Origin of the sequence: Neorhizobium sp. BETTINA12A, assembly GCF_023006485.1 — a bacterium.
Classification (GTDB): domain Bacteria; phylum Pseudomonadota; class Alphaproteobacteria; order Rhizobiales; family Rhizobiaceae; genus Neorhizobium.
Window position 1 is genome coordinate 1 of sequence record NZ_JALBGW010000113.1, and the last position, 14,896, is coordinate 14,896.

Genomic DNA, 14,896 nt, shown 5'->3' on the forward strand with positions numbered 1-14,896 from the left:
CTGTGGCTGCGGGCGGGCAGGAGCCGGCTGCGGAGCGGGAGCAGGCGCCTGGCGTGGTGCGGAAGCCTCGGAGATTTCGAAGTTCTGCGTCGAACGTCCGACCAGCGCCGAGATGTCCTGTAGTGCCTTGATCTGCTCGGCAACGGCACGCCGCATCGCGGCTGCACTTTCCTTGGCTTCTTCCGGAAGGTCGAAGGCGCCGCGCTTCAGTTCGGTGCGGGTCGTATCCAGCTCACGGCGGATATCCTGCGCCGAGCGGCGGATTTCGTCGGTTGCGCCGGAGAAGCGGTTGATGGCTTCCTCGACCGATTCCCTCAGCGTATCGCGCAGCTGTTCGGCAGCGCTGCCGGAGCGGGTGGTAGCATCCGACAGCAGCTGTTCGACGTCGCTGAGCGACTGCGAGATGCTGCCGCGCATCCGCTCGGAGAGATCGCGGGTGCGCTTTTCGGCATCGGAGAGCGTCGTCTCGATGGCGTGGTTGGCGTCGCTGCCGGCGCTGATCAGCGCTTCGCGCATTGCATCAGCCGTGACTTCGGCACGATGCTGCGTTTCCCCAAGCGTCCGGCCGATATCGGCAAACGAAGCATGCAGGCTTTCGCGGAGCCGCGAGCCGACCTGCAGCGAACGTTCTTCCGCCCGCTCGAACGCGCTGTCGACGAGGCTCGTCATGCCGCGCATCGTCGTCTCGATTTCCTCGGACCGCTTGACGAGACCGGTCGACAGGTTGCGCAGCGCGTCCTGACGTTCGTCCAGTGTGCTGGCGAGGTTGGACTGTGCTGCACCGAGGAGTTCGGATGCTTCGACAAGCACGCGTGAATGGTCGTCGAAACGGCCGACAAGGCTGCTGACCTGATCGAGCGTGTTGCCGAAGACGTCCGACATACGACCGATATTGTCTTCGAGCATGCGGGTGGAGCCCGAAACGATATCGGCGGAGTTGGTCGCCGACTGCACGAAGCGGTTGGCCGTCACGCTCAGCTTGCGGTCGGCTTCCGAGAGGTGATGGGCGACGGCGTCGGCGGTACTGCCGAGTTCCTTCGCCGTCTCCTGGACCATCGCGGAAATGTTCGAATTGCTTTCCGCCAGCTTGTCGATAAGGCTGTTGACGCTGGCCGACAGGCCCTGTTCGACGTGACGCATGGTGCCGGCGGCACTTTCGGTCCGCTGCGTGATGGCGGCAAGCGTCTCGTTGGTCCGTGCGGCGATCGCATCGACCAGTGCCGAATTCTCGTTGCGGATACGCGCCGTCGACTCTTCCGTGGCGGAGGAAAGCCGCGAGGTCGTTTCTTCCGCGGCAGAGGAAAGCCGTGCCGACGTTTCCTGCGCCGCAGCCGAGAGCAGTTCTGCACCCTGCTGGGCAGCAGTCGTCATCTGTTCGATGGCGTTGCGGCCGGTCGCGGCATATTCCTCGACCATCGGCTTCGCCTTTTCGTCCAGAAGCCGCGTCAACTCAGCCGAGCGACCGGCGAGCATGGAATTCAGGTCACGGGCGCGGGCGTCGAGGGCGGAGTGAATGGCTTCGCCGCGGGCCGCGAGTGCCCGGTCGACGGCGTCCATGGCGCTATCGAGGTGGCTTGCGGTATCGGCGAGCGTGGTGCGGATGCCGTCGCCGCGCGAGTCGAGAGCCTTCTGCGCATCGTCCAGCGCCTCGGAAATTGCCGTTACCTGGCGCTTCACCAGGCTGTCGGCCTCCGCGACCTTGTGGACGATCGCATTGCCGGCTTCGGAGAAAGCGAGCGCTACGGTTGCCGCCTGGCCGGCGAGCCGGTTCTGGGTTTCCGAAATCCGGCCGACGATCTGGGTCGAGCGTTCCTCGATCGCCTTGGTGAACTCGGCGTTGCGATTGCTGAGTTCCTCGGTGAATTCGGCGCCGGCACGGGCCAGCACTTCGGCGGAGCGGGTGGCTTCGCTGTCCATGCTCTGGGCTGCGGCGCCGACTGCTTCGCGCAGTGTCGAGGCGAGGCCGACAGCCTTGCTTTCGATGGTCTTGGTGACGTTGTCGAGGCCGATCGTCAGAGCGCGGTCGATCGTGCCGAGGCGTTCCTCGATACGGGCGGTGCGGCCGTCCATGGTGTCAGTGATACGATCCGAAGCCTCGGTGGCCACGCGTTCGAGGTCAGCCGTGCGGTTGGTGAGCGTGGCCGAAAGATTGGCGCCGGCCTCGTCGACGAGCTGGGCGGCCTCGAGAATTTCGCCGCGGATACGGCCTTCGAGCCCGCCGAACGTCGATTCGATGCGGCTGCCGGTTTCCTCGAGTGCGCCCTGAACCCCGCCGACCGTCTGCCGGATGCGGTTGGAGAATGCGTCGGCCGACCGGCCGATTTCGCCGGCAGCATCGGAGAGCCGGACGGCAAGCGTCCCGACATTGTCGCGCAGACGTTCTTCGAGAGACTGACCTGCCGTATCGATCGCATCGCGCAGAGCATTCTGCTGGGTTTCGAGCGACATTTCCAGCATTCCGGCACTTGCGGCAATCGAGGTGCCGAGCGACGTCGCCTGGTCCTGCATCAGGGTCCCGATCTGGCTCTGCGCGTCGCCGAGCGTGGTCGCGATTGAGTTCGTGCGTTCTTCCAGAGTGTCGCGAATCTGTTCGTAGCCGGAGCCGAGTGTCGTTTCCAGCTGCTGGTGGCCAAGGCCGATGGTCGCGGCGATGCGATCCTGCGTCGAGCCGAGAACGGCTTCTACCCGTTCCAGTCCATCCGCCATGCCCGTTTCGAAACGCTGGGCGCCGCTTGTGAGCGCCGTTTCAATACGGCTGGTTGCGCCGCCGACCGTCTGTTCGAGGCGATCGCCGCCGCTTTCGAGAATGCGGGCAAGCTCCGCCGTCCGGTTATCGAGCGACTGGTCGAGATTGACCTGGCTGTCGGCATAGGCGTTGCGGATGGTCTCCGCGCGGGCCGCAAAGGACTGCTCGATGCGGACGTCGGCATCGATGAAGGTATTGGCGATGGCCGTCGACTTTTCGTCCAGCATGCCGGCGAGGCGGTCTTCGCCGAGTGCGAAGGAGGTGGCGATTTCCATCGACTTGTCGTCGAGGATTTCTGCAAGCCTGTCGCGGTTGATGCCGAGCGATTCGTTGATTTCCGAGGTGCGGCGGGCGAGGTCGCCGCTCATGCGCTGTTCGGTCTCCGAAAGCGCACGGGCGATCGATTCCGACTTGTCGTCCAGCATGCCTGCGAGGCGATCTTCACCGAGTGCGAAGGACGTCGCGATTTCCATCGACTTGTCTTCGAGGATTTCGGAAATCCGCTCGCGATTGGCATCGAGCGACGACTGCATCTCGGACGCACGCCGGCCGAGCTCGTCGCCGATCCGCTGTTCGCTTGTCGCAAGCGTGCGGGAGATGTGCTCCGACTTTTCGTCGAACATGCCGGCGAGCCGCTCCGGCGCGCCGGACATCAGTGTTTCGATTGCGGCAGACTTCTGGCTGAGCACCTCGGTCAGATGATCGTGGCTGCCGGAAAGTGCAGCGATGATGGCGCCCGAGCGGATTGCCAAGCTCTGTTCGAACTTGGCCTGGTTTTCGGAAAGCGTGCCGAGCAGGCTGCTGCTGCGCTCGGCAAGCGTTGTTTCGATATTCTGATGCGCGTTCGCAAAGCCTGCGTGAAGTTCGCTGGTGCCGGAGGCGAATACGCCCTTCAGTTCACCGGTGCGCGACGCAAGCACATCCTGAAGCTCGCCGGTGCCCGAGGTGAGCACACTCTGGAGTTCGCTGGCGCGTGCGGTGAATGCGTTCTGAAGTTCGGTGGCGCGGCCGCCGATCACGTCGTGAAGTTCGCTGGTTCCGGAGGCGAGCACGCTCTGGAGCTCGGTTGTCCGAGTTCCAAGCACGTCCTGGAGTTCTCCGGTGCGCGAGACAAGCACGGATTGGAGTTCCCCGGTATGCGTCACGAGCGCATCCTGGATTTCGGTAGCGCGGGACGACAGCGTGTCCTGAATTTCGCTGCTGCGGGCCGACAATGCGTCGGACAGTTCGCGCGAGCGGCTTCCGAGCATGGAGTCCAGCATTTCCTGGCCGGTGCCAAGCGTCGTCTCGAGCGCAAGCGACTGATCGGTGAGCGAGGAACTGATGCGCTCGACGCTGGACGAGAGAATGTTCTCGATCGCGTCCGAACCGCTGGCCACCGTCTCGTTGATGCGGGCAAGGCTGTCCATCAGCTTGCTGTCGAGCGTGCCGGCGCGCTGGTCGAAGGCGGAGGTGAATTGCGAGATGCTGTCGTCGAAGGTCGTGCTGAGCAGGCCGACGGTCGTCTGCAGGCGCTCTTCGAAGAAGCCGGAGCGCATGTCGAGGTCGAGGACCACGTCTTCGACGGTGCTTTGCAGGCTCTGCCGGAAGGACGAGCTCTTTTCTTCGAGCGAACTGTTGAGTGCCGCAAGGATGCCGCCGAGCGAACCGGTGAGCGTCTGTTCGCTTTCGGCAAGTCCGTCGGTGATTTCCCGCGTGCGGGCAAGCAGGGTCTCGTTCAGCTGTCGAGTGCGGTCGGCAAGTGCCGCGTTGAGCTTTTCGGTATTGGCGTCGAGCGAGGAGGCGCGCGTCTGGAATTCGTTGAGAAGCGCCTGGCCGCGCTGCGAAAGCACGGTGTTGATCGCTTCCATCCGCTCGTCGAACTCGTGGGCGAGTGCGAAGCCGGAGGAATTGAGCGTCTGCAGCAGGTTTTCGGTCTTGGTGGTCAGCAGGCTGCCGAGCGCTTCGCCGGCGGCGTTGGACTTCTCCATCAGCGCCGCGCCGCGCGTCTCGATCATCGAGGCGAAGGCTTCGCCGGAGGTTGCCAAGCGAATGGAGATTTCTTCGGTCGCGAGCGACAGCTCTTCCTTGAGCTGGTCATGGGCGCCGGCAATCGACGAACGGATACGCTCGGCGTGGTTGACGATGGCGTCCCGTTCGGCGCCAAGTTCATGGACGAGGCCGCGAACGCGCAATTCGTTGTCGGTAAAGCTCCGCTCCAGCGCATTCACTTCCGAATGCACGAGTGTTTCGAGCTCGGCGGCGCGGGCAATGGTGCGCTCGATGCCTTCGTTCATCGCCGATACTTCGCGGCGCACGGCCTGACCGACGCTCATGATCCGTTCGGAGGCAACCGTCTCCGGGTCCGAAAGGCGAAGCGCCACCTCGGCCATCGAGCGGGCGGCGGTCCTGAGATCCTGAGCGCGAGCCATCATGATCGCGAAGGCGAAGAACAGCATGATCGGGACGAAGATGCAGACCGCGAGCGCGACGATGCCGGGCGCAGCCAGAACGCCCTCGACCGAGGTGATCTGCCAGAGTTGGTTGCCGTAGATCATCTGCCCGAGGGCGATACCGCCGATTGCCCAGAGGATCGAGACGATCACCGCATTGCGGATCGACGAGCGCATTGCGCCGCCTTCCAGCGTCCGCAGGATCGCCGTCGAACTGCGCTTCCCCGAATCGTTGGCAGGCTGGAATGTGGGGGATTTGGCAGCGGTTTCAGTAGCGGCCGACCTGTATGATTCGGCGGCATCATCCTGGTACTGGGTCTGACGCGGTTTGTTAGTGTCTGACACTCTTGCCTCCGAGGCATGGGGCACTGATCTTTGACGCGACTGATCATCGTTGAAGTTGATTTTTAGGGCATCTTCCAACGCCTGGAACGCCGTCTCATCGATCGACTCGCTGCTAGGGTTCTTTGCCATGCGGTTACGCCTCGTTACATACTCGCCCGGCAAATCCCATCTGACGCGCTGCCGCCCGCAGACCGACAGATGGAACGCTGCCTGCCGGAAACTCTCCACCCACAAAGCGGATTTGCAGTTTCCTATTCATTTTCAAGTCGGATGGCCGTTCTTTCAAACGGATGATAATGAAAGCTTACCAACCTACCACCCGGGGCAAAAGGACGATATTCCTCGCCACCTTAGGCGTATTGTAGTGGCACATTCGGCCACCCTGCACAATTATGACGCCTGCCTTCGAATGATGCTGCGGAATGTTGTTAACAGAATTTAAACCATGCGAAGATGCAAAACTCCCAAAATCCCGGGAGCTTAGCAGAAATTAACCATATGGGAAGAAACCGGCCCAGATTGTGCCGGAATTTAACGGGATAGCTGCGATTGGCCCGCACAATTCGGGACATTATCAGAAGAACAACAGGGAAAACAGGTTCATGGCAATGGCAGCCGTCAGTATCGCGTTCGAAGCTCCGGAAACCCTCCGGGGCGCTTGCCCCTCGCAGTCCCGTCCGATCGACCTCGTCCATCTCGCGACCCAGACCATGGGCGACAAGACCCTTGAAGTCGAAGTGCTGCAGATGTTTGCACGCCAGGCACGCCGCGCGCTGCACGATATATCAAGCGCCGATAGCGCCTACGTCGTCGCAGCCGCACACCGTCTGAAGGGTGCTGCCGGTGCGGTCGGCGCCTTCAAGGTTTCCACCGCTGCCGAGCGCCTTGAAGACAATGCCTCCGACGCCTCGTTGCGGGCTGCGGTCGCTGCCGCAGTCATCGAGGCCGAAAACTTCATCAACAAACTCTGCCGCTGAGCGAATCGGTTGGGCGAGGCGCCGATTGAACAGCCGGCGGCGCCCCGAAATGTTGACTGCGCCGGGCTTTTATTGGAAGACAGCACGCTCAAATAGTGTGCCCTGACCCTTCAACATTCCGGATTTCCCTATCATGACGAAACTGACCATCGTTGCCTTCGACGGAACGCGCTTCGATATCGAAGCCGAGCCAGGCTCCACCGTTATGGAGAATGCGGTTCGCAATTCCGTCCCCGGCATCGAGGCCGAATGCGGCGGCGCCTGCGCCTGCGCGACCTGTCATGTCTATGTCGACGAGGCCTGGACCGAAAAGGTCGGCCCGCCGGCACCCATGGAGGAAGACATGCTCGACTTCGCCTTCGAGGTGAAGCCGAACTCGCGCCTTTCCTGTCAGATCAAGGTCAAGGCGGATCTCGACGGTCTCGTGGTCAACGTGCCCGAGCGCCAGGCCTGACCGTGGCCTGACCGTCATATCCCATCACCTTTCCGGGCAAAAAAAAGCCTCGCTCCGCAAAAGCGGCAAGCGAGGCAAGGCGGGCGCATCACCAGCAGGGGAGGGAGGAAACACCTGCGGCTTGAAGACACGCCAGGAGAACTAAAACGCTGGAAATCAAAAACTCAGGAACACCTGAAGCAACTGCGTTCGACACATCGGTCCGAAACCGGAGGGGCACGCTGATCTTGCGGCTATCTACCTCATCTGCTTCGTTTTTCGAAGCGTTGGTAGGTAAGCTATGTCTTAGGTTATATCCGAGATTCGTATTTTAGACTATCACCATAAATCACCCGTCATTGACGAGGGATGGCGCAAGCTCGGCAAAAGCTTCGCAGCCGTTGGCGGGGCTGATTCTTTAGAGAGCGGAAGAGAGCGGATTAATTTCCGGATCGTTTCATGCGGTACTGCAGCAGCCGCATCATCCGGGCGTCGAAATTGGCCGCCTCGATCTGGTCGAATCGGAGCTGCTCCCGGTCATGCGCTTCGAGAACCCGGCGGGTCGTTTCCGCAACTTGTTTTTCCAGCGCGTCGCAGGTTCTGTTGGCAGGTAGACCAAGCAGTTCCCGTTCGAGCTGACGCGCATGGTTGCGGGCGATTTCCGCGTGCCGCTCCTCATGGCGTTTGATGTCCTTCGAGAGCGTATCCCAGATGAAGCCCAGCTCGGCCGTGGCTCGGCCGCGATTGCCCCAGCGGGGCAGGATGATGTGGGTGCGAAGCGTCACCCGTGCACCGCCGACCGAACAGCGGCCACCGCTTTCCACATAGGTGACATCGCCCCCGAACTTGATTTCGGTGGCGCCCGGATGGCGATGGCCGGTCCCGCGAGTGAGAGGGCCGAGGTTTTCCAGTTCCTTGTCGAGATCCTCGGCCGTGCGGCCGCCGATCCGGAAATAGGAATAGGTCTTGTTGATGATCGGCTCTGCCATGGCCGTCGCCGGGATCGCGCAGAGAGGAAGAAAGACGCCGAAAAACCGGCGGACTCTGCGCATGGAGAACATTCTATGGCCTGCGACGTTGAACTTATGGGGACCTTGGGGCATAGCCAGCCTGAGCGCAACACAAAGGCATCAAATTTTGCGTTACCCTTCGACAGACGGCCGGCCAGTGATATCGCAGCGCAACAGCACCTGGCGTGTCGGGCGCGGTCGTGCCCTTGAACTCGGCCGCCAAGGCCAGATTATGGCGATCATCAATGTCACGCCGGATTCCTTTTCCGACGGCGGAAAATACGGAAATGTCGATGCCGCGGTGGCTCATGCCCTTTCCTGTGTCCGCGACGGCGCAGCTATTCTCGATATCGGCGGCGAATCGACGAGGCCCGGCGCGGCCGAGGTATCGGCGGCCGAAGAGCAGGACCGCGTCCTGCCGGTGATCGAAAAACTCGCCGCGGAGACGGATGCGCTGATCTCGATCGATACCTACCGCGCCGAAACCGCGCGTCTGGCGATGGCGGCAGGTGCCCATATCGTCAACGACGTCCACGGCCTGCAGCGCGAGCGCGAGATCGCCACTGTCGCGGCTCAAACATCTGCCGGGGTCTGCATCATGCATACCGGCCGCGGGCGCGAACAGGAAAAGCGGTCCGACAGGATCGCTGACCAGGAATTTTTCCTGCAGCAGTCGCTCGAGATCGCACGCAGCGCCGGCATCTCCGAAGATGCGATCGTGCTGGATCCCGGCTTCGGCTTTGCCAAGGACCGTGACGACGACCTGGAATTGATGGCGCGGTTTGCCGAGTTGCATAGGCTCGGCTTCCCGCTGCTCGCCGGCACCTCGCGGAAACGCTTCATCGGCGCCCTGACGGGCCGCGAGAAGGCGGGCGAACGCGACGTCGGCACCGCCGCGACGACGGCGATCCTGCGTCTTGCGGGCGCTTCGATCTTCCGTGTCCACAATGTCGCTGCCAACCGTGACGCGCTGGCAATAGCCGACGCGGTTCTCGCCGCGGCCTCCGCTCATGAAGAAAGAGAGGGCCTTTGATGGCGACCTACACGATCACGCTGAAGAACTGTGCATTCTACGCCAAGCACGGTGCCTTCGAGCAGGAGGCCACGCTGGGCCAGCGTTTCTTCATCGATGTCGTCATGGACGTAGAGGCGGACGAGGCGCTCGAAAACGATGATGTCGCAAGCACGGTGCATTACGGCATCGCCTACGAGATCGTCGAGAAGGTGGTGACCGGTCGCCGCCGCAACCTCATCGAGACGCTTGCCAAGGACATCGGCAAGGCGCTGTGCGCCTGGTCGCCGCAGATCCGCCGGGTGGAGATCACCGTGCGCAAGCCGAGCGTGCCGATCCCTGGCATCCTCGATTATGCGGAGGTGCGTGTTGAGCATTTCGCCTGAAAAGACGTTCGAAGTCGCGGCTCTCGGGCTTGGCGGCAATATCGGCGATCCGCCGTCGTCCATGGCCGAGGCGCTCCGGCAGCTCGATGCGCGCGAAGACTGCCGGGTCGTGGCCGTGTCGAAACTCTATTCGACCCCGCCTTGGGGCAAGACCGACCAGGCGGATTTCTTCAACTGCTGCGTTCTGGTGGAGACTTCATTGGAGCCGGAGGATCTTCTGGACGTCTGCCTGTCGATCGAGCGCGGCATGAAGCGCGTCCGCCTGGAGCGCTGGGGACCACGCACCATCGATATCGACATCCTGACCTACGGGACGCGCGAGCAGAAGACCGAAAAACTGGAAGTGCCGCATCCGCGCATGACCGACCGCGGCTTCGTAATGATGCCGCTTGCCGACATCGCCCCGGATCTTCTGGTGAAGGGAAGGAAAGTGCGTGACTGGCTTGGGGGTGCCGACATCGCCGGCATCAAGGTCGCACGCGACAGCCAGGATTGGTGGCAGAGCGCCTGAGGCGCCCCTTGGTGTCTTATTGTTGGATCGAACCGACGGCGATCGAATCCATGTCGCGGTCGAGGCTGAGCCCGATCACCGGTACCATCTGGTCTTCGACCTTGATTGAGATGGTGATGTTCATCTTGTTCTCGCCGCGCAGGCTCGCGACCATCGCGCCGTTGAGCTGATTGCGGTTGATGCCCATGACGACTTTGTCGCCGCTGACCGAACCGGAAATGATGTCCAGTCCCTTGCCCTCGGCTCCATCCAGAAACTTGCCGGTGTAACCGCGGCCGCTCTGGGTGATGGTGGCCGACATCGGCTGCTGGAATACGCCGACACGGCAGGTCCCGTCGAGCTTGATGCCGACATCGCTGTCCGGGATAGCCGCACCGGTCAAATTGCAGCTGAATTTCGTGCCCTTGTATTTGCCGGCGACGATTTCGCCGGGACCTTTCCAGACGCCGGCGACCGACTGGAAGAATGCCTTGTCGCGCGGAGCGGCTTCAGCCTGCGGCGCCATGGCGGAAGTGGTCGCGACTGTCAGAATGGCGAACCCGCCCAGAAGCGAAAAGAAGCGCGAATACATGAACTTTCCCCTGACGAGCAGCAACTTTAAGTGTCCCGTAATTTAGGTGGGAATGGTTAACGACTGGTGACCATGGCCGGATTTGGGCCATGGTCAACCCTTCTATTGTTCATCTTTTCGCCCGCCGACTGCCGCAATATCCGAGATGAAATCGCTGATTCCGGGCCTTTTCACCGCCCGGAAGGGTAGCGGCCGGCAAAGATCCATGGCGGCGATGCCGATTCGCGCGGTCAATAGGCCGTTGATCACGCCTTCGCCCAACCGCTTCGACAGTCTGGAAGCGAGCCCATGCCCGAGGACCTGTTGGGCTACTCCATCGCCGACGGCGATCGAGCCGGTTACGGCGAGATGGGCGATGACGTCCCGCATCAGTCGCAACAGGCCGAGCGTGCCCGGCCGGCCGCCGTAAAGTTCGGCCATGGCACGGATCAGCCGCGTCACTTCAAAGAGCACGTAGGCGAGGTCGACAACGGCACGGGGGCTGACGGCGGTGACGATCGAGACGCGCTTAGACGATCCGAGAATGAGAGCACGGGCCTTGCGGTCGAGCGGCGCCAGCAGCTCCCGTTCCGCAAGCTCGATAAGCTGGGGGCCATCGATGATCTCGTCCTTCGTGGCGTCGAGGTTGGCGCGACCCTTGGCGGTCTCCGCCCGGTGACTGAGAAGTTTCGCAAGCGTGGCAACGACGGCACGCGCGGCGGTTGGGCGAGGGGAAAGGGCGGCCTCTTCCGCTTGCGCTTTCAGGGTCTGGACGGCGGAAAGCCGCATCATGCCGAAGATCTCGCGGCCGACAATCACGGCGATTGCGACGAGCCCGATGGCAAGTGCTGTGAGTGCTGCATATCCCAGCCAGTCGGCACGGGTGAACAGGTCGCGGATGACGCTATCGGCCCACAGACCGAAAGCGAGCGACAGGAAGGTGCCGAAGGCCGCCGTCGCCAGATTGACGAAGGAGAATTTCTTGCGCGTCCGGGGCTCGGCGACCGGGATGGCCTCCGCGGCGAGTTCGGGCGGCGTCACGAACGGATCCTGTTCGTCGGGCGTCACGACCACGCCGTCCTCGAAGCTGCGCGGGCTGCGGCGAGGGACAGGCAAAGTTTCGTTCCGGGCCGCACCTTCCTCTTCGACCGAGAAAGACGCGGGTCGGCGCTTGCCGTTCTGAGGTGATTCGGGCGGTCTCATGCGAGGCGGTCTCCGAACAGGAATTGCATGGCGCGGTCGAGCCGGATATGCGGTACCGAGAGCTTCATGCCGCCATTCGCCTCTTCGAGCGCCGGTGGGCGAAAGCGCACCACATTGATCTCCGGAAGCTCCGCATTGACGGAATCCAGCTGCTGAAAAAATGCTTCAGGATCTTCCGGCAAGTCACCGGGAAATATCGCTGTTTTCTTGTTTCCGTCGAAGCGTTCGCCATTGATCATCTCGCCCGCGATAGGCGTGCCGACAATAACCGGCAGGAGGTGATTGTCTTCCTTGACTGTCGCCTCGCGGGTGGCGCGCACCGATGCGATCGCCATAACCTCGATGCCGGCGCCGGCCATGCCGATCCGTTTGACGGCGCGATCGACCAGCCGACCGGTCAGCCGTTCCAGGCGATCATGGCTTTCGTGATGCAGGTGATCCGCCTTGGTGGCGGCGACCAGAACCTTGTCGATCCTGCGGCCGATCAGGGAGGAGAAGAAGCTGTTGTGGCCGGGGCGGAAACAGGCGAGCACGTCGGTCAGCGCCCGTTCCAGATCCTGCACCGCTTCCGGACCGCGATTGATCGCCTGCAGCGCGTCGATCAGCACGATCTGGCGGTCGAGCCGGGCGAAATGCTCGCGGAAGAACGGTTTGACGACGACGTTCTTGTAGGCCTCGTAACGGCGCTCCATCATCGCCCGCAGCGAGCCCTTCGGCGCCTTGGTGTCGGACATGTTCGGCAGCGGCGCGAAGGTCAGCGCCGGCGAGCCTTCAAGATCGCCGGGCATCAGGAAACGGCCGGGCGGCAGGGTCGAAAGCGACCGTTCGTCCGCCTTGCAGGCCTTGAGGTAGCCCGCAAAGGCTTCGGACAGCCGCCTTGCGGTCATTTCGTCCGCCGGGGCGTCCGCATCTATGCCGTTTGCGAGAGCCAACCATTCCCTCGACAACTCCTCCCGGATGCCGGTCCCGGCAAGTGCCGCGGTATTGTCGCTGAAGGTGCGAAAATCCTGCGCCAGCAGCGGCAGGTCGAGCAGCCATTCGCCCGGATAATCGACGATGTCGATCGACAGCCGGCCGCGCGAAAACATTCGGCCCCAACCGCTGGCGCTCTGGTAGTCGAGGGTGATCCGCAGTTCCGAGATGGCGCGGGTCGAATCCGGCCAGATGCGGTCGCGCACCAGGGCCTGGATATGGTCTTCGTATTGAAAGCGCGGAATGGCGTCGTCCGGCTGCGGCTCGAGTCGCACCGCCGACACCCGGCCCGACCGGAGCGCTTCCAAGAGCGGCAGCCGCCCGCCGTTCAGGAGATTGTGGACGAGCGATGAGATGAAAACGGTCTTGCCGGCTCGCGACAGGCCGGTTACGCCGAGCCTGATCGTCGGATGCACGAGGCCCGAGGCACGGTCGGCGAGATTGTCGAGCGCGATGCGCGCGTCATCCGAGAAGCTGGTAAGCGAAGGCGGCAAGGCGTCGTTCCGGGTCCAGAGTTTACGCCTATATAGGAAGCCGTTGCGAGGCAGCAAAGCCGTCGTTCGGGTCCTGGTCAGGCCGTCAGGAAGTCGGTCAGTGTCCAGGCGGCATCCGAGCCGGCGACAAAACCGCGATAATCGAGCACCGCAAGGCCGGCAGGCGGGTAACCGCCCGGGACCGCCGCCACCATCTGGTCGGCGCCGATCAACCCTTCCAGAACCTCTTCCATGGTCGGGTTATGGCCGACGAGCATCACCGAGTTGCTGTCTCTTTGGCCTGCGAGAATGGCGAGATAGGTGCCGAGCGAGCCGTTATAGAGTTCGTCGATGAAGACAGGCTCGATCTCCTCGCTGATCGCGCGGCGGATGGCTTCGGCGGTCTGGCGGCACCGCATGGCGGTGGAACTGATAAGGATATCAGGCCGATAGTTGCGATCTGCAGCCTTGTCGGCAACGATCTCGGCCTGTGCGAAGCCCTGATTGTCGAGAGGGCGATCGAAATCGTGCTGTCCCGGTTCCGCCCAGCCGGATTTGGCGTGGCGCAGGAGATAGATGCGGGAAGGAGGAGGAGTGATCATCGTCATGCCCGGCACCGCTGTTAAGAGGATGGAAGCGATGGGTACCCTTTCGGCATGAGACTCGTCAACTGCCGCAGATGTTCTGAAATAGCCCCGCCGGGCGCGTGCGCCTGTGGAGAAGAGTTTCGGACATTCAGAATAAAAGCTTAAAAAATAGCCGTTTAGCGGATTTTTATGACAGTTTTAAAAATGCCTTAATACTGAGCGCGAGGCTTGAATCCGGATGGGAGGATAGGATATAGAGCGCCGCATGAGATGTTCTTCAGGAGAATCGCGTTGAGTGAGAAGATCGATCTTAGCAATTATGTGCTCTCTGAAAACGACGAGTTCATGAATGCAAACCAGAAAGCGTATTTCCGGGCAAAACTGATCGCCTGGAAAAACGATATTCTGAGAGAAGCGCGCGAAACGCTCGGCCATCTGGCTGAAGAGAGCGCCAACCACCCCGATCTCGCCGACCGGGCTTCCTCCGAAACCGACAGAGCTATCGAACTTCGAGCCCGTGACCGTCAGCGCAAGCTGATCTCCAAAATCGATGCCGCCTTGCAGCGCATCGAGGACGGCACCTACGGTTACTGCGAGGAAACGGGCGAACCGATCGGCCTCAAGCGTCTCGACGCTCGTCCGATTGCCACACTGTCGATCGAAGCGCAGGAACGCCACGAGCGTCGTGAAAAGGTCTATCGGGACGAATAATTCGCCTGATCAGCCATAAACGAATTCAAGGCACGGTTTTTCCGTGCCTTTTTTCTTGGGCCCAAAATGGCGGGGGCGCCCGCTCACTTGTCGCGGGTGACCGACATCTCGCCGAAGATACGGGCGACTTCCGACTGCAGGCTCGGTTCCGGTGTCGCACCGGTAACCGGCGGCACGCCGGGGTTCCTCGGCTGTATCTGACGGTTCGGCTGGGGGATGACGGCCGACTCGCGGGCTGCGAGGTTGTTGGCCATTTCCTCTTCGAGAATCCGCTCGAAATCGCTGCCGAGCTGTTTCGGCTTGTCGGCGGCCGATTGCAGGGCAGGCGGCACGATTGCGGCGCTAACCGGCACGACGCGGGGCTCGGGCGCTTCCTGGAAGACGCGTTCGCGGGCGGCATCGAGCAAATCGGCGGCGTCATCGTAAGCAGGAACTTGGACAGGAGCGGGGGCAGGAGCTGGGCTAGGCGGCGGGGCTGCGGCTGCCAAAGCCGCGATCGGTCGCAACTGTTCGGACTTTACTTCCGGGGCCTGGCGGGCGGGCGGTTC

12 protein-coding genes and 1 pseudogene are annotated in these 14,896 nt (G+C 62.2%); 6 read left to right on the forward strand and 7 right to left on the reverse strand.

The window, feature by feature from the left end; genetic code table 11:
- On the reverse strand, nucleotides 1-5,523 hold a 5,523-nt coding region (locus MOV61_RS21580), incomplete at its 3' end, for a hypothetical protein (protein WP_247138035.1).
- A 608-nt stretch (nucleotides 5,524-6,131) separates the two neighbouring features.
- Between MOV61_RS21580 and MOV61_RS21585 the strand changes: the two genes are divergently transcribed.
- A complete protein-coding gene (locus MOV61_RS21585) occupies nucleotides 6,132-6,500 on the forward strand; it encodes an Hpt domain-containing protein (protein ID WP_408962411.1) in 369 nt (122 codons plus the stop codon).
- Between the two features lie 133 nt (nucleotides 6,501-6,633).
- Nucleotides 6,634-6,954, forward strand: a complete 321-nt coding sequence (locus tag MOV61_RS21590) for a 2Fe-2S iron-sulfur cluster-binding protein (protein ID WP_038542828.1) — start codon at nucleotides 6,634-6,636, stop codon at nucleotides 6,952-6,954.
- 419 nt (nucleotides 6,955-7,373) lie between these two features.
- Here MOV61_RS21590 and MOV61_RS21595 read toward each other — a convergent pair whose 3' ends face one another.
- Nucleotides 7,374-7,922, reverse strand: coding sequence for a DUF922 domain-containing Zn-dependent protease (locus tag MOV61_RS21595; protein ID WP_408962412.1), 549 nt, complete (start codon nucleotides 7,920-7,922; stop codon nucleotides 7,374-7,376).
- A 253-nt stretch (nucleotides 7,923-8,175) separates the two neighbouring features.
- Here MOV61_RS21595 and folP point away from each other — a divergent pair, with 253 nt between their 5' ends.
- The 3 genes from folP to folK are packed head-to-tail and all read left to right on the forward strand — an operon-like array spanning nucleotide 8,176 to nucleotide 9,852.
- Nucleotides 8,176-8,976 carry a dihydropteroate synthase gene (gene folP / locus MOV61_RS21600; protein WP_309493830.1) on the forward strand — a complete coding sequence of 267 codons (801 nt, stop codon included), beginning with the start codon at nucleotides 8,176-8,178 and terminating at the stop codon, nucleotides 8,974-8,976.
- Nucleotides 8,976-9,341 (forward strand): dihydroneopterin aldolase, encoded by a 366-nt coding sequence (gene folB / locus MOV61_RS21605; RefSeq protein WP_038542831.1) that lies wholly within the window; start codon nucleotides 8,976-8,978, stop codon nucleotides 9,339-9,341. The genes folP and folB overlap by 1 nt, the downstream gene beginning before the upstream one ends.
- Nucleotides 9,310-9,852 carry a 2-amino-4-hydroxy-6-hydroxymethyldihydropteridine diphosphokinase gene (gene folK / locus MOV61_RS21610; RefSeq protein WP_247138039.1) on the forward strand — a complete coding sequence of 181 codons (543 nt, stop codon included), beginning with the start codon at nucleotides 9,310-9,312 and terminating at the stop codon, nucleotides 9,850-9,852. Before folB ends, folK begins: the two co-directional genes overlap by 32 nt.
- Nucleotides 9,853-9,868: 16 nt before the next feature.
- Here the strand turns inward: folK and MOV61_RS21615 are convergent, their stop codons facing one another.
- The 4 genes from MOV61_RS21615 to MOV61_RS21630 all read right to left on the reverse strand — a co-directional run bounded on the left by MOV61_RS21615 (nucleotide 9,869) and on the right by MOV61_RS21630 (nucleotide 13,658).
- Nucleotides 9,869-10,423, reverse strand: coding sequence for a hypothetical protein (locus MOV61_RS21615; protein ID WP_046608124.1), 555 nt, complete (start codon nucleotides 10,421-10,423; stop codon nucleotides 9,869-9,871).
- A 102-nt stretch (nucleotides 10,424-10,525) separates the two neighbouring features.
- Complete coding sequence (locus MOV61_RS21620; protein ID WP_247138040.1) at nucleotides 10,526-11,605, reverse strand: YcjF family protein; 1,080 nt, start codon at nucleotides 11,603-11,605, stop codon at nucleotides 10,526-10,528.
- The gene (locus MOV61_RS21625; RefSeq protein WP_247138041.1) at nucleotides 11,602-13,071 is read right to left on the reverse strand and encodes a YcjX family protein; all 1,470 of its coding nucleotides are present in this window, start codon (nucleotides 13,069-13,071) and stop codon (nucleotides 11,602-11,604) included. The genes MOV61_RS21620 and MOV61_RS21625 overlap by 4 nt, the downstream gene beginning before the upstream one ends.
- A 77-nt stretch (nucleotides 13,072-13,148) precedes the next feature.
- Nucleotides 13,149-13,658: a histidine phosphatase family protein gene (locus MOV61_RS21630; RefSeq protein ID WP_247138042.1), complete on the reverse strand. Its 510-nt coding sequence runs from the start codon at nucleotides 13,656-13,658 to the stop codon at nucleotides 13,149-13,151.
- A 270-nt stretch (nucleotides 13,659-13,928) separates the two neighbouring features.
- Between MOV61_RS21630 and dksA the strand changes: the two genes are divergently transcribed.
- Nucleotides 13,929-14,348, forward strand: coding sequence for an RNA polymerase-binding protein DksA (dksA, locus tag MOV61_RS21635; protein ID WP_007771163.1), 420 nt, complete (start codon nucleotides 13,929-13,931; stop codon nucleotides 14,346-14,348).
- 83 nt (nucleotides 14,349-14,431) lie between these two features.
- Here the strand turns inward: dksA and MOV61_RS21640 are convergent.
- Nucleotides 14,432-14,896, reverse strand: a pseudogene (locus MOV61_RS21640) (flagellar biosynthesis protein FliO); the annotation flags it as partial.